The organism is Microcoleus sp. Pol12B5 (assembly GCF_036701335.1).
Lineage (GTDB): Bacteria > Cyanobacteriota > Cyanobacteriia > Cyanobacteriales > Microcoleaceae > Microcoleus.
This window is the reverse complement of the sequence record NZ_JAUBQQ010000032.1, coordinates 1-21,491: the sequence shown is the minus strand read 5'-3', so window position 1 is coordinate 21,491 and position 21,491 is coordinate 1. Positions and strand designations below refer to the sequence as shown.

Here is a 21,491-nt window from a genome sequence, read left to right as displayed (position 1 = left end):
TCGCGGGAAAACTAGGACGAGGGAGAAACCGACGATATCGCTACGCGAAAACCGATGAGCGTGTGGCGCTCGTCTGCCAAGCACCTGTAGCGAAAGGCACAGCGGCAAAAGACCGCATTGTGGTAGTAGGAACCGCCACGCAGCATTCGGCGATCATCTGTGCCAGTTTCCCATGAACTTCCGTCAGTTGGTGCGCCGTTATAGTTTTCGTGCCACCTATCGCTGCATAACTCCGAAACATTGCCGTGCATATCGTACAGTCCAAAGGCATTGGGGGGAAAAATCCCTGCATCGGTTGTTTCTTCGCGGTAAAGTCCTTCGGGGGCGTTTGCATAGGGACGGTTTCCGTAATAGTTGACTAAATCCGGGGTAATGGTTTCCCCAAAATGAAATGGGGTTGTTGTTCCCGCACGACAGGCGTATTCCCATTCTGCTTCACTCAGGAGGCGATACTTTTTCCCGGTTTTGTGCGAGAGTGTGGCACAAAATTCGACAGCATTTTGCCACGATACAAATTCAACAGGACGTTTTTCACCTTTAAAGTACGATGGGTTATTTCCTATCACTGCTTGCCACTGTGCTTGGGTGATGGGATATTTGCCTGCATAAAAAGCGGGTACTTTTACTTGATGCTGCGGACTATTCGGCTCATATCTATCTCGCTCTGTTGCTGGCGAACTCATCATAAATGTGCCGCCGGAAATGTAAACCATTTCCAGCACAACTCCGTTCCCTAAGTCTTCGGGGAAGAAGCAAGCAAAGGACGTGCGGCGACTGTTTTCTTTTCCTTCAGCATCAACTGTGATAACGTCAAACTCAAAGGTAGGAAAAGATTTCTTTAACTTTTGTAACTGCTGTTTTATATTGGGTTCATCTCTATGCTTCACTAGCGAATAGGCTGCAAACTTCACCGACATCAATTCATCTTGCAGTGCCGCAATTATTAAATCTAAGCCAGCTTCTCCATATTTCAGTGCTTCAGACAGTGCAGCAATTTTCACCTCGACAATCGCTGAAGCCAAACGACTCTTAACACCGGGAAGGCCACCTAAGACAGCAGCACCTATGGGGGGAGGATTTTGACCGCCGAGTACGGCATCATATTCTCTGGGTTGATTTGGGTTTTCTGTCATTGGGCTATTTCCTGAACTCCAAACTTAGACAGCCAATTAAGCAAGTTCAATTCGTGGAGAATGATTTGTCTAGCTTCGGCAATTTTCTCCCTCGCTTCATGCCAATAATCCGCATTAGCCACAACCTCTTTAATAAATTCTACTCCTTTCTCATCCAAACTCGGCAGCCGCAGAAAACTCCCTGCAGGCAACAATTTATCCGCCGCCGAACCGCCGTAATAAATTGGCAAACACCAAGCTAACAAAGCATCCCAAAGCTTCTCGCTGACATACCAATCGTTTTCGGCATAATTTTCTATAGCTAAGTTGTAATAGTATGGTGCCACGGCGTGCCATTTATTGTTCATAGTGCCGTTCCCGTGCGCCCAAGTTGGCAAGTTTCGCCCGTAAAGGTCAAAATCCAATTCTTGCGATCGCAGCAATTTGATAAAATCTAATCTGTGGCGGTGATTGGCGCTGCGGCTAACACCTGAAGTAATCCAAGAACAGGATTTAGTTTTCGGCGGCGCAGGCATTTCATCTAGTTCTCGAAAGGAGTTAGAGTGATACCAAATCGCGGGCATATAATCCGGTTTTGGTGCGAAATCGTCGGGCCCGGAAACGTAACCGCAATAAAGTTTGGCTTGTTCGTAGTTGGCTTTGGTAATTTCAATAACTTCTGGTAATGGCGGTTCACGGATTAGGTAAATTATACGTTCATTGGGGACACCGCGCAATTTTTCTCGAATGTCCTTTTCTGGATTTTGGGGGCTTGGACGGCGGATTTTGTAGATCCAGGATTGCTTTTTGGAAGGTTGGGGAAAGTCGAATTGATACATGAGTAAAAAGTCTGGTTCTGGGTGGTTGGCGAGCATTTGAATGTTGCCCCATTTGCCGAAGTTTTGGGGAGTTTGTTGCCACAGCCAGTCGCTTTGGTTCATACCTGGGTATGTGGTAATTGTGCCGATGATTTTTGGGTTCATATATAATAATAAATCGGGTTTTTGCGTGTGGGCGGGGCGGGTTTATGAGATTATTAATTTTAGGCGATGATTGTTGGTACAACCCACTCCTACGGATTTTTACATTATCGGATATCGCACTTTGTCATCCACATAACTCAAAATTTTCTCTATCCTATTTTCCCACGAAAACTGCTTGACAAAATCCATCGTTTCTGCATAGCCTTCGCTTTTCCTCGGATATTTGGTTAAACAATCTCGAATGCTTTGCGCGAACTGGTGCGGGTTATCCGGTTTGCACCAAGTTGCTGCTATATTTCCCGATTTAAATTCCATTAAAGATGCAATCTCCGTCGCTACAATCGGAGTTCCCGATGCCATGTAATCAAAGAATTTTAAAGGAGATGTGAACGTCGCGGCCTCTGTCAAACAGTGCGGGTGAGTCAAAACATCGGCTGCTTGCAGCAAGCTAGCTAGTTGATTTTGAGGCAGGTAGCCGAGAAATTTAATGTTGTTAACTTGCTTGGATTTGGCTAACTGCTGGTAGGCTGTTACTTGGGATGAATCACCGCCCGCGATCGCAAATTGAACCAGCGGCAATTCCTGAGCCACATCCACCAACATATCAACGCCTTTAAACGGGTAAAGTCCCCCTGCATAAACAGCTAAATGCTGTTTGTCATCTGTTAATAATTGCTGTCGCCAATTCTGAGCAGCTTCTGTTTGTCTCGCGAGAAAAAAATGGTTAAAACCGTTGTGCAGCGTAATTACTTTTTCGGGTGGCATCCCATTCAAAATCATGCTGTCTCGGACTGTATCAGCAACAGTTACTGAAATCTGAAACAGAGGATTGCGGACAATTTCTGGTTCAAATTGCTTGTTTTCATGGTGGTGCTGTTCGTAGATAGCGGGAATTCCATTTTTAACTGCTGCTTTGACAAAGTTCCAGTCGCGGGTATGGACAATTTTAGTGGATTTAAGCAGGTGAATTGGTAAGTAGTATTTTGATATTATTGTACTAGAACTCGTCCACTTGCTGTCCCAAAGATCGATCGGCCAAGGCATGGGCAAATCTGCTACTTTTAATTTTTCCTGAAGATTGTAAATTTGGGCAAGTTTGTCATCTGGTTTCCTCGGTTGAAAAGGAAAAAGCAAATCAACCGGATTCAAAGCACTCCAGCCTTTACGGAGGTATACCAAAACTGCTGGATAACCGAGATTTGCTGCAGCATTGGCAGAGTGTGCAACTTGAACTAAGCTCGCTACATTGGGTTGCGGCAAGATATTTCTGGTAAAAAATACATAATATTTGGACATGGTAAGTGGTAGTTAGTAATTAGTAATTGTTGACTGTTGACTAATGACTAATGACTACTGCCAACTGCCAACTGCCTACTTTTTAACAGCCTGACGCTTAATAGTCTTTTCTATAAATTCTAAAGTAGTGAAAATATTAGCAGCAGAGTGAAATGATTCTCTGATTAACTCGTCTCTTTCTTCGGGAGAGTCTACCATTTCATCTACTAGCATTTTGAGATAAGCTATCATGGGAGTCAGGCGAGTGCGAATTTCGTAAGAACCTCTAATTAGAGCTTCATCGCGAGCGGTTTCTTCGGCAAATTGCACTGAATACAAGCGAGTGTAGTAACCTCCTTTTGCTAGCAATTCTTCGTGGGAACCCATTTCTACTACTTGCCCGCGATCGATCACGGCGATTTTGTTGGCTTTTTGGACTGTGGAGAGGCGGTGGGCGATTACCAACGTTGTGCGATCGCAACTCAATTTCTCGATCGCCGCTTGCACGTACCTTTCCGAAACCGTATCCAGCGAACTCGTTGCCTCATCTAAAATTAAGATTTCCGGGTTTTGCAGCAGGGCTCTAGCAATTGAAATTCTCTGACGCTGCCCTCCCGATAAAATCACGCCCCGATCGCCAATTTGAGTATCCAACCCCTCCGGCAACAGTTGGATAAACTCATAAGCATTCGCCCCCTTCGCCGCTTCCACAATTTCTTTCTCAGTCGCTTGGGGTCTAGCATAAGCAATATTTTCGCGCACTGAAGCATTAAACAAAAACGTATCTTGGCTAACAATACCCATCGCTTGTCTCAGACTTTTCAAGTCAAATTCGCGCAAATCCCTGCCATCGATCGAGATATTACCTTCAGTAGGATCGTAAAATCTCGGCAGTAAGTCTGCCAAAGTTGACTTACCAGAACCCGAAGTTCCTACCAAAGCCAAAGTAGTGCCATGAGGTAGAAATAAATCAATTCCTTGCAAAACTAAATTTTTGTGGTTAGGATAACTAAAAGATATTTTATTAAAATGAATTCCCGATCGCAAATGAGTGTAAGGCACAGAACCGTTGAGCATAAATGGCTTGTCCTCGCAGCTCAAAAAATCATTAACCACCTCTACACTAGCCGACGTATTAGCAAATTGACTGCGGCCGCTATTCAACTGTGAAATCAAAGGGATTAATCGAAACAGAACCAATAAATAGGTTAATAAAATTGTAGCAATAGACTCTATCTCATTCGCAAATATTGTGCGACCTATAAATACAATCAAAATTATAACTATCAAATTAACAACTTCGTTAATTGGGGCGATCGCGGCATAATTTACCTGAGCCTGAAAATCCGCTTGTTCTCGCCTTTGAATTAAATGCTTGATCCGCTGATACTCTCTTTCCTCGTTCCCCGTTGACTTGACCAGCCGAATCCCACTAATCGTTTCCAGTACCCTAACCGAATAATCTTTCGACATTTCAGAAAGCAGGTGGCCAAAATGCTTGGAACGGTTAATAATATATTGATTTGTCCAAGCAACTAACGACAGCAAAACTGTAGCTGTCACCGTCAGTTTCCACGAGATAGAAAGTAGCAGACCCACAAACACCAAAACAGTGATTGAGGTAGTAAACATTCCGATGGCCGTACCAACTGCACTAGCAGTCCGACCAATCTCTCCGCCCAATCTATTAATTAAATCCCCGACTTTAGTTTTAGAGTAAAAATCTAAATCTACTTCTAACAACAACCGCAAACCTGCTTCTCGCAAATCAAAAGTCAGAGATCGCGTCAGAGAAGTAGCTACTAAAGTATTGATATAACTCGCAACATTTTTAAAAAAAATTGCCAGCACAATCGCCCCGGTCATCAACATTAAACGCTGATTTCCGGGCATTCCCTCAAAGGGATACATCAAAGTTTTAATGAGAGGTGGAGCACCACGCAGCTCGATAGTTTCCTCTAAAAAACTTAAAAGCACTGGTACAATCAGAGTAGTGCTGATACCGTTGAATAAAGCGCCAGAAAAGCCCAGCATCACAGTTAAGAAAATCCTGCCGGGATATCGTCTGGCAAATTTTAGGAGTAGCTTATTGGCAGACATGAAGCATTCCCAGCTAAACAGTACGGCATCTCAAAATATTCTTTAATAACAGCCAGCTTTTCTTCCTCCATTGAGTAGTTTTAAAATAACATTTACATACCTGCGATTATCTCTGAAAGTATCGGTTTCATTGCTTGAATACTATATTTTTCCACACATCTTTCCCGAGCTTTCATTCCTTGTAAATTAGCCGCTGTCAAATTTTGAAATATCCATTGAATTTTTTGTGAAATTTGAGCGGGAGAACTCGGATCGACTAAATAACCCGTTCCCCCTAAAATTGCTGGAATATCCCCCACTCGCGTAGACAAAACAGGCTTAGCCATGGCCATACCATCTGTCAGCTTGAGCGGAAACTGAGCCACGGCTGCGAGAGTTTCTCGCTGAGGAACAACGACAACATGAGCCGCCGCTACAACGGACGGCATCGTCTCCACTGGAAACCTTGGCAGTTTAATAATCCAACGCCCCCATTGTTTCACAAGTTTATCATCATAATCATCATAAGGACTGCCGCCGACGATCGCTAATTTTAAATCCGGCTCATTTAACAGTTCGAGGGCCATCAAAACATCCTCCACGCCTTTATGAGGTCGCGGTGCCCCCGGAAACATCAGAACTCTATACCCGGACAAGCCGTAACGCTGTCTGCTCAATTCAGGATTGTATTTAGCAGGGTCGAACATTGCAGTATCCTTACCATTAGGCAAATATACACCACCAAAACGCTGTTTTAAAAACTCAGTATCAATGGTAACTGCATTAGCACGGTGAATTAGACTTTCCATCCACTTGAGATAGAGCGGATTATCTGGTTCTCTCAATTGACCGTTGTGTTTAAAAATATCTCGATAAAGTTGTTTAAAAGAGGGACGGTATTTCCATTCATCTCCGCCGTACCAGCTCAGTTCCCAGTCGTCTATATCTAAAATTATAAAGTGGCGAGTCGCCAGTTTTTTTAGCAGTGATAATCCAAAGCTTGTAGGTTTAGGTTTGACTGCATAAATAATATCCCCATCTATTTTTTTCCAAAGTTTTTGAGCATCCATCAAAAACCCCGGATAATTTTTACCCGGTATCGCACATACCGGGATGTCTCTGGGAGGAGTAGCGTACAATTCCTTGCCAAACTGAAATCCAACAACTTCTACATCACATTTAAGCTCTATCAAGACTTGAGCTAATAAAAAAGCACGAATTGCACCTCCTCCTGACAAATCGCTCACTACTAATGAAACTTTCACTGAGTATTTTGTTTAAAACATTTTTTTAATTTTCCTGCTTAACCGAGCTTTTGTCAAGGCGATTCTGACTCACGTACTCCCGACCACAGCAACCAGGTTTTTAACCAGGGCAAAGGGCAGCAACGAAGTATTTTAGTAAAAAAACAGAATAATGAACCCAAGACTGTTATTCCAGCCAGCAATAATTCTTCTAGGTGAATTTTCGGATATGTTGAGGCTAATTTTTTAAAATCGTGGGCTGAATTTTGTTGTTTTTGATGCAGTTTGCCAACACACTTTAATTATTTTAAACGCCAGGGATTGTTAAGTTGATTTGGTAAAAACATTGTAGCCGTGCGATCAACTATTCTAGTAAAGAGCGATCGTGTCACGTTCTTCGCGTACTGAGGGCGGTAAGGATAAGTGCAGTGCATTACTTTAATCGGTTTGTCGATCGTATAAACATCTTTCCACTTATCCAAGTAGTTGTAAACGGGGGACAAAATTGTCATTTTCGGTTTCACCGATTCAACAGCAGCCGCAAAAGCGCCCTGGTCTTTCAAGAGTAGCACATTTTGATGCGCCACTACCATATCGAAATATTTCTTAAAATGTATAAACAATTCCTGAGTTTTACGGCTTTTTGTAAAAGCGATAAATCCGCCATTGTATTGAATGCTATTTTCATTTAGCGGCAACCCGACAGACTGCAAAGTTGACAGAATATCCTGCTTAACTCTTAATAAATTTGCCGCTTTAGCAATCGCAGGCTGCACATCTTCCGTCACCAACAAATCTACCCCATCAAGAAAATCAAAAACCTCATCTATTGGCGACAGCAAACAAATATCGCAGTCCATATAAATAGTTTTATCAAACAAAGATTCCCCGTACAAAGCCAGCTTAGCTTGTCGCGATGCTAAAACAGGATTTTCATTAGAAGGTGCAGGTTTCAATATGACATTTCCGAACACCTGAAGTAAAGGATATAAAATTAGAGGGACTCTATCTATTAAAATAATAACTGGTTCCCGGTGAAACTTCCTAACAGACGCCAGAAAATGAACGCAATCCTGGAAAGAGTAAAGACCGGTTAAAATAGTGATAAATCCCTTGACTGCTAATTTATTTGAATTCATTAATTTACTTATTGATTTACTTATTTACCGAGCGTGTGTCCACTCCCAAAAGCTCTCACTCCAGTCATCTCGTTGGTGAAAAATTCCTTGCCACTCATAAAAATGTACAAAATCTTTCAGGTTAATTGTTTTATTGACATCACGGATCATGTAAAGAGGTTGATCTCCATAAAAAGAAGCCCACATAGTATAACTGCTAGGCGGCCCGACAACATAGTCGCACTCAGCCAAAGCATACATATCTTCAATTAAATGACCGCTGCCAAATCCACAGTTAAAATTATCAAATAAACTCGGATTTTGTGGAATATTAGAACAAATCAAAAACTTGATTTTTTTGCCTTCACATAGCCTTACCACAGAATTCATGACTTCTAAATATTGCTGAGTAGTGTAAAAGTATCTCCCCTTTTGATGCTGAGCATAATCCCCTTGACGGATGTGAATTCCGACTAGCATATCAGAGTTATCTTTTAAATTCAATATCAAACGATCTACATTGATTCTATATCGCTCTAATGGTGCAAAGTAGGCTCTAATCTGGTCGGCGTACTTGTGTAAATAGGGGAGATCTTCTACAAACCAGCCATCTCGAAATAGCCAGCCTTGAAAACAAACAATTGAACCCTGCTTGATTTGTGCGATATCCTGATATGCAAGCCAACTAAAAGGTTTTTTTCGGGTTATTTCTTGCGTTTTTAATATTTTTTTGCTGCTTAAATGCTTGATAAAATTATAATATTTGCTTCTGACAAACTTGTTACCTCCTGCGGTAAAATATGGAGGAGGATAACAACACAAAAAATCCCCTGCGGTTCCCACAAAGAATTCTGCATATTCCTCAAAAGCCGGATTGAGAACCGTCAAATTATGCTCGATCGCCCAAGCAATGAAATTAGCAAAAAGCAGCAGTCGGTTGCCGAGTTGTCCCGATTTAGCCGATATTATTAGCATATTGTATTTTTGGGGCGGGCGGGACGCCCAACCCCTACTCCCCACAAGAATTCAATCAAATTTTGCTGTCATGGTAAGGTGCGCTATAAGCACGCTACATACTAAGAGTGGTGACACTTTTGATGCCACTGCCAAGCATAGGAGATAATATCCTTGATGTCGGGATATTATGGAGACCAACCCAAGGTTTCGATCGCCTTTTTGCTGCTGCCAACCAAAGCAGGCGGGTCTCCCGGACGCCGATCACACTCAACAGCCTTAATCTCTTTTCCCGTCACTTGACGAGCCGTTTCTATCACCTCTTTCACCGAAAACCCGTCGCCATTGGCCAAATTAAAGAAATCAGATTTGCCACCATTTAACAAATATTCTAATCCCAAAATGTGAGCAGATGCCAAATCGTTAACGTGAATGTAATCCCGAATGCAAGTACCGTCAGGAGTCTCGTAATCCGTGCCAAAAATCGCGATCGAATCTCGTTTACCCAAAGCTGCGAACAACACCAGTGGGATCAGGTGAGTTTCTGGATTGCGATCCTCTCCTAACAACCCGTTAGGGTCAGCCCCAGCCGCGTTAAAATAGCGAAAACAAACAGACTTGAAATCATACGCAGCGTCAAAATCCGACAAAATCCGTTCTACCATTAACTTAGTAGCACCGTAGGGATTGATCGGATTTTGTGGGTAGTCTTCTGTGAGCGGAATTTTCTCAGGTACACCGTAAGTCGCGCAAAGGGATTGTTAAGTTGATTTGGTAAAAATATTGTAGCCGTGCGATCGACTATTCTAGTAAAGAGCGAGCGCGTCACGTTCTTCGCGTACTGAGGGCGGTAAGGATAAGTGCAGTGCATTACTTTGATCGGTTTGTCGATCGTATAAACATCTTTCCACTTATCCAAGTAGTTGTAAACGGGGGACAAAATTGTCATTTTCGGTTTCACCGATTCAACAGCAGCCGCAAAAGCGCCCTGTTTTTTTAACAGTAGCACATTTTGATCGCCACTACCATATCGAAATATTTCTTAAAGTTTATAAACAATTCCTGAGTTTTACTGCTTTTCGTAAAAGCGATAAATCCGCCATTGTATTGAATGCTATTTGCATTTAGCGGCAACCCGATAGACTCCAAAGTTGACAGAATATCCTGCTTGACTCTTAATAAATTTGCCGCTTTAGCAATCGCAGGCTGCCCGTCTTCTGTTATTATCAGCAAATCTACTTCATCAAGATAGTCAAAAACTTCATATATTGGCGATAGCAAACAAATATCCCACTCCAGATAAATAGTTTTCTCAAAAGGAGATTGTTTATACAAAGCCAGCTTAGCTTGTCGCGATGCTAAAACAGGATTTTCGGGTTTCGGTGCGGCCTGCAATCTCACATTTCCGAACACCAAAAGTAAGGGATATAAAAATCGCGGGACTCTATCTATTAAAATAATAATTGGTTCGCGGTGAACCTTCCTGACTGAAGCTAGAAAATGAACGCAATCCTGGAAAGAGTACAATCCAATTAAAATAATGATAAATCCTCTATCCATATCTTTTCTCTAACGATAGTAAAAATCGAAATTTAATAAGGCAATTAACTGTGTTTTTAATAACCGATAGAGATATTGCCAATGGTCAAACTGCAATTTATCCCAAACTTTATCCCGAAAGGTTCTTACTTGATTTTTTTGCCAGTCCCAATGAGCAAAAGAGTGTTCCATAATTTGAGCGAGTTCCTGCCACCCGTCATTACGAATATTCCACCCAACTTTAGCAGTTGCTAACCCAATGGGATTACCGTCTTTTGTTTTTACTTTTTGCACTTCAAAAAATCTTCCAATCTTTCCCCATTCTTGAATAAACTGAATTTCTTTACCATTGTCTCTCGCAATTACGAACAAGTTTTCTGGAACAAAACTTACATTTTTCAATGGAATTTCTAGCTTTTTTGCTAATTTGTGAATTGCCTCTTTTCTCCCCGGCAATGATTGATTTGGTGGATGTTCTAGAATGGGAATAAACCCTTTAGAAGTAATGCCGGACATCCATTCTCTCTCCGGCACTTTTCCTCTGATTCTTGTATCTGCATCCACAAAGATTGTAACTCGGCATAATTCTAAGGCTTTTTTTAGTGCAAATCGTTTATCATTATAACAATAATCTACACCTTCGCGACTTTTTTTAAAGGCGAAAACATTCGTTAAATTTTGAAAGTCATGTGGCTTGTCAGTACAAACAACTAGCATCGTCCCTAGAGAATGAGTTTCTAAATCTGCTGCTAGTTGTTTGGCTAATTCGCGATACTTTTTCCCAAAAGCTAAGGTGCAAAAACAAAAATCTTTGTGACTGTTTAACATTATTTAAGACTCTATTTTTGCACTTATTTTATTTGAGTTTATGCTAACTGTGACGCTTTTGATGCCACTGCCAAGCATGGGAGATAATGTTCTTAATGTCTGGATATTCTGGAGACCAGCCCAAGGTTTCGATCGCCTTTTTGCTGCTGCCAACCAAAGCAGGTGGGTCTCCCGGACGCCGATCGCACTCAACAGCCTTAATCTCTTTTCCCGTCACTTGACGAGCCGTTTCTATCACCTCTTTCACCGAAAACCCGCCGCCATTGCCCAAATTAAAGAAATCAGATTTGCCACCATTGAGCAAATATTCTAATCCCAAAATGTGAGCAGATGCCAAATCGTTAACGTGAATGTAATCCCGAATGCAAGTACCGTCAGGAGTCTCGTAATCCGTGCCAAAAATCGCGATCGAATCTCGTTTACCCAAAGCCGCGAACAACACCAGCGGGATCAGGTGAGTTTCTGGATTGTGATCCTCTCCTAACAATCCGTTCGGATCGGCCCCAGCCGCGTTAAAATAGCGGAAACAAACAGACTTGAAATCATACGCAGCGTCAAAATCCGACAAAATCCGTTCTACCATTAACTTAGTAGCACCGTAGGGATTGATCGGGTTTTGTGGGTGGTCTTCTGTGAGCGGAATTTTCTCCGGTACACCGTAAGTCGCGCAAGTAGAAGAAAACACAAATTTCTTCACGTCAGCAGCGATCATTGCTTCCAAAAGGGTAATAGTGCCGATGACATTGTTACGATAATATTTAGCGGGATCGGTAACAGATTCACCCACGTAAGCGTATGCAGAAAAGTGCATTACCGCATCAATCTTGTGCGTAGCAAACAAGTTGTCTAGAAGAGTGCGATCGTTCGTGTCGCCAACTACTAACTCCACCTGCAAAGCCCGATCTACTATATCTCTGTGACCGTAAACTAAATTATCCAAAATCACCACACCGTAACCAGCATTTTTCAGCGCTAATACCGCGTGAGAGCCAATATATCCCGCTCCGCCCGTCACCAAAATAGTTGGTTTGTCTGCACTCATTTTATTCTGCCTGTTTTTGTAGCTGGGATTGCCAAGAGCCTTGTTAATTTGAGACTTCCACATCTGAGGCTTTCACACTCGGCGTCAGCGGGAGAATCCAAGCTAAATATCTAGGCTTTGCTGTGCCCGACGGGACGATCGCACTCCTAAAAAACGCTTTTTAAACTCCAGACCGATGCTGAGCGAGCAAGTCTTTCTGTTCAATCGATAAACTTGAGGCGACCAATTTGGATATAATCAAATATCCGATTAATCTGATGTCGATCCTCTTCTGAAATTTTATCATCTGAGAGGATAGCCGAAGTCAAAACTAAGTGTTCCCTGCGACTGATCTTGCCAGAGGCTACAATTCGATCGACTTTTTGAGAAATTGTTAAGTTCGATTTGTTGTGAGATGTTCGCATTTATTCGATCGCTTTTATGCCAAAATAGTTAAAGCCGATTCCAGTTCTTGACTCAAAAATGATGCGTACCCGACCGCACATCAATTTGCTCAACAGCAGAAATAACGCATCAGAGTTTTATCAGATTTTTACTTCCCAAGATAGATATGCGGACTTAATAAATCTGCAATCAGCCTTCGGATAGCGTTCAGACTAACTTTATTATATAATATTTTTCCTAGAGAGGCACTTTTCTATGCAGGTTTATCGGCTTCCGGTACTGTCCGACAATTACATTTTCTTGCTGCACGACCCCGATCGCCACACAGCAGCCGTCGTCGATCCAGCACGATCGCAGCCAGTATTAGAGCAACTGCAAGCACTCGGAGCCGAATTAACCGCAATTTTCAATACCCACCACCACAACGACCACATAGGCGGCAATCAGGAACTGATCGATCGCTTTCCCCATATCAAAGTTTACGGTGGCGCAGAAGACCGAGGCAGAATACCCGGACAGCAAGTGTTTTTACAAGCGGGCGATCGAGTTTCTTTCGCCAACAGAACCGCCGAAGTCTTCTTCCTACCCGGCCACACAAAAGCTCACATCGCCTACTATTTCCCCCCCAGCAATCCCAGCGAAACCGGCGAGTTGTTTTGCGGCGACACCTTATTTGCTGGAGGCTGCGGCAGGCTCAAAGAAGGCACTCCCGCCCAAATGTTAGCCTCTCTGGGGCAACTGCGAAATTTGCCCGATAGTACGAGAGTCTGGTGCGCCCACGAATACACGCTGAACAACCTGCAATTTGCCTTGAGTGTAGATGGCGACAATCCCCACTTACAGCAGCGCTTCGCCGAAGTCAAGGAAGCGCGCAGTCGATCGCAACCTACAATACCATCATCGATCGGCCTCGAAAAAAGGACAAACCCATTTTTGCGCTGGGACTTTCCCACGATCCAATCAGCCACCAACACCCGCGATCCAGTGCCAACTTTCGCTCGATTGCGCGGCATGAAAGACCAATTTTGACCGAAAGCATCCAGGATACAAGCCCCCGGAGTCATCCGTGGGGTCAATGCTTCAATTCTTTAATCTAAAATCTAAAATCTAAAATCGATTGACCTTAACGTTTTGGTTGTTTCAGGTAACTCTTAAACTTGAGTATCGGTTCGCTCAACCACCTGTCAAGTCTTTGGTATTTTACGTGAAAGCTCGACAGCCCCTTAAACTTATTTGGAATTTTTTCTAGTTCCTCCTTAAACGGTGTCTGAGACAACATATCAAGCCATAATTGATTGGGGGCGGAGCTTTCCCACGGTTTCGGTCTTGACATAAAGTGCATCACTTTACTTGACATATCATCAGTTTTGTGGTTGTTCCATATTTGGTCTAATTGCTTCCACCTTCCCACTAAAACTGAATTTAATGCACCTTGATCGCGATCGCCCCAAACGTGGGTTCTAGCATTTTGGAGCAACTTTTCCGACAGTTGCTCTTCCTCCCAAAGCTTCATGTTGTAAACTAAAACACCACTATTGAAATAAGGGTTTCGATCTTGATAATTGTTGAGATTTCCCCAGAAGTTGGCTGCGGCTGCTATCGGCAGAGTTTGAAAATCTAGGTTCCACAGCGGCTCTAAGCTGCCCAGAACGATCGTATCGCTGTCGAGCCAAATCAGCCTTTCTGTTTCTTTGGTATATTTTTGCGGCTCCAATTTAACGTAAGGAAGTTTAGAACCTGATATCGAAAGAAGTTGGTCGTAATTAGATTGCAATTCTTGCCATTCAATCTGGTATTTGCAGCAATTCTGTAACTGTTCCTTTTGGTGTGGCTCTATCCTAGTAGATACAATGCTAATTTTTACAGGCTGCTCTCCAGATTGGCTAACATTGAGATCTACAGACTTGAGAAGTGCTGCTAACCCCAGAATATAGGTGCGATCGGCGGCTGTGAATATGTGCATAGGATTAAGTTTGTGAGATGAACGGCAAACGTGACACAAACGTTGGGACTGGAGGAAGCAGGCGACCCTGTATTGAGGTAAATGCGATCGCCCATTTACCGTTGAGACGAACAAAATATTGCCTAAATTTCCGGTTACATTTACACAAACAAACGGGGTTCCTAAGTAGGTAGGCGCAAATAAAGTTTACAATGTAACAGAATGTAAGGCGGGCGTAACAAGAGCGATTGCTTCGTTTCACTTGCTGCGAGAGAGGGGTTATGTATTTTCAAGCTTCATCTACTTATTTATCTGTGTGCAAGTACCATCTGTTCGCACCCGAAAACGAGCAACAGCCATTGGTAATATACAGCAACGCGAAAAATAATGAGACGGACTAACCTGGCATTTGAAACAGCCAGAAAATTCCCCGTCGCCTGTGCTGAATCCCGCAACTGGTTCAGACGTAGTACTCTACGATAAAATAAATTGTCTAGATATCGATATTACCGCATAACGATCGACATCCATCTTAGGTTGGAAGTATCACCCTGCTCAAATCAAAAGTTCCTCTGGTTATTTCCCTATTATTGTATTGATCGCGATTTGCTTTGCCCGAAGTAAAATGAGCGTTGTTAGAAACCGATGCAAAACCCACGCAATACTGAACCCCAAGCAAAAATCGACCCCTCTATTTCAACGGATTCTAACAAAGCGTTCTACCCAGCCCCGCCTTTGCCAACTGATGTAGGGATGGTTCTGCAATTGGCAGATGGTAGCATTCAGGGGTGCAATTCTCACGCCCAGGATCTGTTGGGGATGACAGCACAACAGATGCTCTTATGCACTTCAATCAACAGTCGGTGGGAGACTCTGCGTGAAGATGGCTCGGATTTTCCCGGCGAGACACATCCGGCGATGGTGGCGTTGCAAACCGGGCAACCATGCTCAAATGTCATCATGGGCTTTGAGCGGCCACAGGGAGAATTGATTTGGTTGACGCTCAATTCTCAACCTTTATTTCAGGGAGATCGATCAACTCCCTATGCAGTAGTAACAACCTTCACTTCTATCGCTCAACCTCAGCCCGAACCAGTCTGTAACGCGCCCGCGCCACAACTGTCAGACACCCTCGAAAGTATTTCGGACGGGTTCTTTGCTTTGGATCGAGACTGGCGATTTACCTACCTCAATTCGCAAGCAGCCCGGTGGCTGAATCGACCCTCGAAAGATTTGATTGGCAACAGCATTTGGGAAGAGTTTCCCGAATCAGTGGGCAGTTTGTTTGAGCAGGAATATCGCCACGCCACCACCTTCCAAGTTACAGTTAGTTTTGAATCTTTTTATCCGCCACTCAATGCTTGGTATGCGGTACGAGCTTATCCGATCCCATCGGGGCTGGCCGTTTATTTTCAAGATGTGACCGAGGAGAAAGCGGCTCAGGCTATTTTTATTCAACAAGCGCAAACGGCACACCAGCAACTAGCAGAAATCGAGGCAATTTATGCTAGTGCACCGATCGGACTTTGCTTCTTCGATACCGAGTTGCGGTTTGTCCGCATCAACGATTGGCTAGCAGAAATTAACGGAGTTCCAGCCGCAGCCCACATCGGCAAAACATTGCGCGAAATTTTGCCAGAAATGGCAGATGATTTAGAGCCGCTTTACCGACAAGTTATTGAAACTAAAGTTCCACTTCAACAGCTCGAACTTCGCAGGACGAACTCAGCACAGCCGGGAGTCGAACAGGATTGGCTGTTGAGTCTCTATCCACTCAGGGCCGAGGACGATCGCGTCCTGGGAGTGAATGTGACGGTGCATGAAATTACCGATCGTAAAGCTACCAAAAAAGAAATTGAACGGCTCAACCAAGAATTAGAGCGACGAGTCAATGAACTCGAATCGATACTTGATGCTGTACCCGTCGGTATTACGATCGCCGACGACCCCCAGTGTAAAGTAATTCGGGCTAACCGATTTGCCCAGTCGATGTTGATAGTGCCACCGGATACCAATGTTTCTGGAACCGGAGAGCAAGCCGCAGCCCTTCCGTTTAGACGATTCCGCAACGGAGAAGAAATTCCGGGAGAACAACTGCCTATGCAACTGGCAGTGGCTTCCGGCGTCGAAGTGCGAGATATGGAAATTCAAATGGTGCGATCGGACGGGGTGGCCTTTGATTGGTTGGTGAATGCGGTACCGTTATTTGACGAACATGGCGCCGTTCGTGGCTGTGTGGCCGCCTTTATGGATATTAGCGATCGCAAACAAGCTCTTGCTGCTTTGCGCTACTCTGAGGAACGCTATCGCACTTTGTTTGAGTCCCTAGACGAAGGCTTTTGCATCATCGAAATGCTGTTTGACGCCAACGAAAAGCCGATCGATTACCGCTTTTTGGAAGTCAATCCGGCCTTCGAGAAACAAACCGGACTCGTACAAGCTGTGGGTAAAACGGCGCGACAGATGCTTCCTGAACTCGAAGATTATTGGTTTGAGATGTACGGCAAAGTCGCGCTGACGGGGGAGTCCTTGCGCTTTGAGCATGGCTCGGAAGCCATGAACCGCTGGTTTGAGGTTTCGGCGTTCCGCACTCCTGAGCCGCAAAGCCGAAAAGTCGCCTTACTTTTTCAAGAAATCACCCATCGCAAACAATCCGAAAATCTCCTGCGGCAACAGGAAGAGCAACTGCGGCTGTTCGTCAAACATTCGCCTGCGGGGGTGGCGATGTTTGACCGCCAGATGCGGTATATGCTGGTGAGCGACCGCTGGCTGGCAAGTTACGGGCTCGGCACTCAAAACATTGTGGGTCGATCGCACTACGACATCTTTCCCAATTTGCCTGATCGTTTGAAACAAATCCACCAGCGCTGTCTGGCGGGATCAGTCGAAATCTGCCAAGAAGATCAGTTTCCCCGCCCGGATGGCTTAATCGACTGGGTGCGCTGGGAAATTCATCCTTGGCGAACCAACACCAATGAGATTGGCGGCATCATGATTTTTTGCGAAATCATCACCGAGCGCAAAAACGCTGAACTCGCGGTGCAAGCGGCCTCCCAGCAAGTCAGCAATATTATAGAAAGTATTACCGATGCCTTTATGGCGATCGATTCACAATGGCGCTATACCTACGTTAATGCCACAGCAGAAAAACTGCTTTCTCGATCGAGAAAAGACTTACTAGGTCGATCAATCTGGGAGGTATTCCCCGCCGAGAAAGAATCCAATTCAAGGGCATATCAAGAATTTCATCGAGTTGTTTCCGAACAAGTTTCTGTCAAGTTTGAAGAGTTCTCGCCTTCGCTCCAGATGTATATAGAAGTGAGCGCCTATCCTGCGGCCGAAGGACTTACCGTTTATTGGAGCGATATTAGCGATCGCAAACGCACTGAAGAAGAACTGCGCCAAAAGAATGCGATTTTGAACGTAATTAACGAGTCAGCGCCGACGCCAATTTTTGTCAAAAATCGAGAAGGACAGATTATTTATGCCAATCCAGCCACGCTGGAAATAATGGGCAAATCTGCTTCTGAAGTAATTGGTGGTCGCGATATCGATTTATACCCAGTAACAGAACTTGCAGTCACAGTCACGGAAAACGATCGGCGCATTATGGAGTCTGGACAAACAGAAGTCCTCGAAGAATCTCACGATGGCATTCGGACATTTCTGGTAATGAAAGCTCCATACCGCAATCAAGCGGGAGAAGTCATCGGCCTGATTGGCATCTCCAGCGAAATCACAAATCGCAAACGAGCAGAAGTCGCCATGCAAGAACAAACTAAGTTACTGCAAGTCATCATTGACAGCATTGGCGATGGTTTAATTTTGGCAAACCAACAAGGGGAGTTTGTGTTGTTTAACCAAGCCGCCGTAGGAATATTCGGTCAGCTATCGAATGAAAAATGTTGTGATGAATGGTCGAGCACTTACGGACTATTTTTGGCAGATAAAAAAACCCTCTTCCCCGCCGCTGAACTACCTCTAGTCCGAGCAATCAAAGGTGAATATGTCAATGATGTAGAGGTATTTGTCCGCCGCGAATATTCCGAAGATCGCTGGATCAGTATCAGCGGTTATCCAGTAGTTGATACTAGCAGCGAAATCAAAGGCGGAGTGATTGTCTGTCGGGATATCACAGAACGCAAACAAGCTTTATCAGCGCTGCAAGAAAGCGAAGAACGATTCCGCAATATGGCTAACAATGCTCCTTTTATGGTATGGGTAACAGACTCCACAGGCTATTGCACTTTCTTGAGCGAAACCTGGTATGAATTCACAGGTCAAACTGAGGAAACAGGTTTGGGATTGGGTTGGATAAACGCGCTGCATCCAGAAGACCGAGAACAGGTAAAGAAGGCATTTTTGACCGCCAAGGAACGCCAGGAACGGTACAGCGTGGAATATCGCGTCGGGCGCAAGGATGGCGGATATTCTTGGGCGATAGATGCAGCAGCTCCCAGATTTTCCGAAACCGGACAATTTGAGGGTTATATCGGCTCTGTAATCGACATTACAGAACGCAAACAAGTGGAAACCGAGCGTGATATAGTTCTCCAATTAGAACAAACTGCCCGCACGGAAGCCGAGCGAGCTAACCGCATTAAAGACGAGTTTCTGGCTGTGCTTTCTCACGAGTTGCGATCGCCCCTGAATCCGATTTTAGGCTGGTCGCAACTGCTCGTCGGTGGCAAGCTGAACGCGAGTCAAAGTGCCAAGGCTTTTGAGACGATCGAGCGCAACGCCAGACTGCAATCTCAATTAATCGAAGACTTGCTTGACGTGTCTCGGATTCTGCAAGGAAAACTCAGATTGAATGTTGCTCCGATGAATCTGGCAACCATTATTCCATCTGCTGTGGAAACCGTGCAATTAGCAGCCGAAGCTAAAAAAATTCAAATTCAAACAATTTTAAATCCTGAGGTCGGGCAAGTTCTGGGCGATACAAGTCGCTTGCAACAAATTGTGTGGAATTTGTTATCAAATGCTGTGAAATTTACGCCCGAAGGCGGTCGAGTAGAAGTTCGATTAGTGCAAATCGCACGCCAAGCTCAAATTCAAGTCATAGACACTGGTAAAGGCATTCTTCCTGATTTCTTGCCTTATGTTTTTGACCATTTCCGACAAGAAGACGGCGCAACAACTCGCAAATTTGGCGGCTTGGGATTGGGATTGGCGATCGTCCGCCAACTGATCGAACTTCACGGCGGAACGGTGTTCGCAGAAAGCGCCGGAGAAGGTCAAGGAGCGACGTTTACGGTGAGATTACCGCTATTAAATGATGATTCTAGAAGGCAGGAGGAGGAAGAACGTCATGGGGCTGCTTGTCCAGATCTCTCATCCTTTCCGCTAGCTGGATTGAGAATTTTGGTGGTAGATGATGAACTCGACTCGCGAGATTTTGTCGCTTTCGTGCTTGAGGAAGTGGGTGCAGAGGTGATTTCCGTGTCATCTGCTGCTGAGGCGCTAGAGTTGATCGAACAAACTGCACCGGATTTGCTCGTCAGCGACATTGGAATGCCCCAGATGGACGGGTATATGTTGATAAATCGCATCCGCACTCAGCTTGCGCCTGAGTATCGGCAGTTGTTGGCGATCGCCTTAACCGCCTATGCTGGAGAAGGGAACGAGCGTCAAGTTTTACAAGCCGGATTTGATCAACACTTAGCCAAGCCGATCAATTCGACCCAGTTAGTTACTACTGTAGCGCGATCGATCGCCCAGCGCCTTGAAAATAAAGCCTGAGTGCTCTGTAAGACATTGCACTGTAGTTGATTTGGCTCATTACAGCACCCCCGTTTTGCGTAATTTCAAACTGAATTTGCCCGTTAAAAATATTATCCCTGTTTCTTCCCTCGAACCTCGAATCTCAACATCTATCCGTTAAATCCGTTACATCCGCTACATAATCCGTTGCCGAACTTCCTTCTCCCTTGCGATCGCCCCTCAAACTTCGCTATTATAAAAAGTTGCAGTTAAAACCCCACAACCCACGATCATGGCCAAGCGCGTCCAATTAGTTTTAAATAAAGATGTCAGCAAACTCGGTAAAGCTGGCGACGTAGTAGAAGTAGCCCCGGGCTACGCCCGCAACTACCTAGTACCCCAAGGAATGGGATTTAAAGCCACTCCTGGCATTCTCAAGCAAGCAGAACGCCGCCGTGAAGAAGAAAGACTGCGCCAGCTAGAGCTCAAGCAGCAAGCTGAAGTCCGCAAAACCGCCCTCCAATCGGCTGGGCCTTTCATCATCTCCAAGCAAGTTGGCGAAGCTGACGCGATTTTTGGTACTGTCACCAACCAAGAAGTAGCAGAACTGATTTTCAACTCTACCAGTCAAGAAGTCGATCGGCGCGGCATCACTCTGCCCGAAATTCGCCAAACTGGTACATACAAAGCTGAAATCAAACTACACGCAGAAGTTACCGCCGAAGTTGATATTCAAGTTGTTCCGATGTAATTAAGAGTTATCAGTCATCAGTCATTAGTTGTTAGTCATTAGTCATTAGCTAACAACTAAGCACTGCTAAGCAAGGACTCAGTAACGCTAACTTGCAGATTGAGAACGGGAGCATCTCTGCAGAGAGTAAGAAGCATTTTTTCAGGAGTGCGAAATCGAGAGAGCGTGAGTCTGGTATAAACGCAAGATCGCGACAGATCGCACTCCTACAAAATCTTACACTGATAATAACTAATGACCCCGCCGGAAAAACGGACACAAGCCCCGACGATCCTGATGGTCGAACCTAAAATTTTAGGAGATTGTTCAAGCTCCCAGATTCATCTGTAGAGTAAATCTAAAATCTAAAATCTAAAACCGAAAATCTAAAACCGAAAATCTAAAATCTAAAATCTAAAATCTAAAATCTAAAATCTAAAATCTAAAATCTAAAATCTAAAATCTAAAATCTAAAATCTAAAATCTAAAATCTAAAATCTAAAATCTAAAATCTAAAATCTAAAATCTAAAATCTAAAATCTAAAATCTAAAATCTAA

16 protein-coding genes and 1 pseudogene are annotated in these 21,491 nt (G+C 44.2%); 3 read left to right on the top strand and 14 right to left on the bottom strand.

Annotated features, from left to right (window positions below; all coding sequences use genetic code 11):
* Nucleotides 1-11 precede the first annotated feature (11 nt).
* The 13 genes and pseudogenes from QUA24_RS15525 to QUA24_RS15465 all read right to left on the bottom strand — a co-directional run bounded on the left by QUA24_RS15525 (nucleotide 12) and on the right by QUA24_RS15465 (nucleotide 12,578).
* Nucleotides 12-1,133: a formylglycine-generating enzyme family protein gene (locus QUA24_RS15525; protein ID WP_333230643.1), complete on the bottom strand. Its 1,122-nt coding sequence runs from the start codon at nucleotides 1,131-1,133 to the stop codon at nucleotides 12-14.
* Nucleotides 1,130-2,095, bottom strand: coding sequence for a glycosyltransferase family 10 domain-containing protein (locus QUA24_RS15520; RefSeq protein ID WP_333230642.1), 966 nt, complete (start codon nucleotides 2,093-2,095; stop codon nucleotides 1,130-1,132). Before QUA24_RS15520 ends, QUA24_RS15525 begins: the two co-directional genes overlap by 4 nt.
* 99 nt (nucleotides 2,096-2,194) lie before the next feature.
* On the bottom strand, nucleotides 2,195-3,391 hold the full coding sequence (locus tag QUA24_RS15515; protein WP_333230641.1) for a glycosyltransferase family 4 protein: 1,197 nt from the start codon (nucleotides 3,389-3,391) through the stop codon (nucleotides 2,195-2,197).
* 75 nt (nucleotides 3,392-3,466) lie between these two features.
* Entirely contained in the window at nucleotides 3,467-5,470 is a 2,004-nt protein-coding gene (locus QUA24_RS15510) for an ABC transporter ATP-binding protein (RefSeq protein WP_333230640.1), read from the bottom strand.
* Nucleotides 5,471-5,562: 92 nt separating this feature from the next.
* Nucleotides 5,563-6,714: a glycosyltransferase family 4 protein gene (locus QUA24_RS15505; protein ID WP_333230639.1), complete on the bottom strand. Its 1,152-nt coding sequence runs from the start codon at nucleotides 6,712-6,714 to the stop codon at nucleotides 5,563-5,565.
* A 281-nt stretch (nucleotides 6,715-6,995) separates the two neighbouring features.
* Nucleotides 6,996-7,832, bottom strand: a complete 837-nt coding sequence (locus QUA24_RS15500) for a hypothetical protein (protein ID WP_333230638.1) — start codon at nucleotides 7,830-7,832, stop codon at nucleotides 6,996-6,998.
* A gap of 24 nt (nucleotides 7,833-7,856) precedes the next feature.
* Nucleotides 7,857-8,786: an alpha-1,2-fucosyltransferase gene (locus QUA24_RS15495; protein ID WP_333230637.1), complete on the bottom strand. Its 930-nt coding sequence runs from the start codon at nucleotides 8,784-8,786 to the stop codon at nucleotides 7,857-7,859.
* 170 nt (nucleotides 8,787-8,956) lie between these two features.
* Nucleotides 8,957-9,523, bottom strand: a pseudogene (locus QUA24_RS15490) (NAD-dependent epimerase/dehydratase family protein); the annotation flags it as partial.
* Nucleotides 9,430-9,774, bottom strand: coding sequence for a hypothetical protein (locus QUA24_RS15485; protein ID WP_333230636.1), 345 nt, complete (start codon nucleotides 9,772-9,774; stop codon nucleotides 9,430-9,432). The pseudogene QUA24_RS15490 and the gene QUA24_RS15485, both read right to left, overlap by 94 nt.
* The gene (locus QUA24_RS15480; protein ID WP_333230635.1) at nucleotides 9,762-10,325 is read right to left on the bottom strand and encodes a hypothetical protein; all 564 of its coding nucleotides are present in this window, start codon (nucleotides 10,323-10,325) and stop codon (nucleotides 9,762-9,764) included. The genes QUA24_RS15485 and QUA24_RS15480 overlap by 13 nt, the downstream gene beginning before the upstream one ends.
* Nucleotides 10,326-10,334: 9 nt before the next feature.
* Complete coding sequence (locus QUA24_RS15475) at nucleotides 10,335-11,132, bottom strand: hypothetical protein (RefSeq protein WP_333230634.1); 798 nt, start codon at nucleotides 11,130-11,132, stop codon at nucleotides 10,335-10,337.
* Nucleotides 11,133-11,175: 43 nt separating this feature from the next.
* Nucleotides 11,176-12,174, bottom strand: coding sequence for a UDP-glucose 4-epimerase GalE (galE, locus tag QUA24_RS15470; protein WP_333208739.1), 999 nt, complete (start codon nucleotides 12,172-12,174; stop codon nucleotides 11,176-11,178).
* Nucleotides 12,175-12,374: 200 nt separating this feature from the next.
* The gene (locus tag QUA24_RS15465; protein ID WP_006634790.1) at nucleotides 12,375-12,578 is read right to left on the bottom strand and encodes a hypothetical protein; all 204 of its coding nucleotides are present in this window, start codon (nucleotides 12,576-12,578) and stop codon (nucleotides 12,375-12,377) included.
* 235 nt (nucleotides 12,579-12,813) lie between these two features.
* Between QUA24_RS15465 and gloB the strand changes: the two genes are divergently transcribed.
* Nucleotides 12,814-13,587 carry a hydroxyacylglutathione hydrolase gene (gloB, locus tag QUA24_RS15460; RefSeq protein ID WP_333208741.1) on the top strand — a complete coding sequence of 258 codons (774 nt, stop codon included), beginning with the start codon at nucleotides 12,814-12,816 and terminating at the stop codon, nucleotides 13,585-13,587.
* Nucleotides 13,588-13,681: 94 nt separating this feature from the next.
* Here the strand turns inward: gloB and QUA24_RS15455 are convergent, their stop codons facing one another.
* A complete protein-coding gene (locus QUA24_RS15455) occupies nucleotides 13,682-14,521 on the bottom strand; it encodes a glycosyltransferase (RefSeq protein ID WP_333230633.1) in 840 nt (279 codons plus the stop codon).
* 624 nt (nucleotides 14,522-15,145) lie between these two features.
* On the opposite strand from QUA24_RS15455, the gene QUA24_RS15450 reads away from it, so the two are divergent.
* Nucleotides 15,146-20,242: a PAS domain-containing protein gene (locus tag QUA24_RS15450; RefSeq protein WP_333230632.1), complete on the top strand. Its 5,097-nt coding sequence runs from the start codon at nucleotides 15,146-15,148 to the stop codon at nucleotides 20,240-20,242.
* A 253-nt stretch (nucleotides 20,243-20,495) separates the two neighbouring features.
* Complete coding sequence (gene rplI / locus QUA24_RS15445) at nucleotides 20,496-20,954, top strand: 50S ribosomal protein L9 (protein WP_333108796.1); 459 nt, start codon at nucleotides 20,496-20,498, stop codon at nucleotides 20,952-20,954.
* Nucleotides 20,955-21,491: the final 537 nt, after the last annotated feature.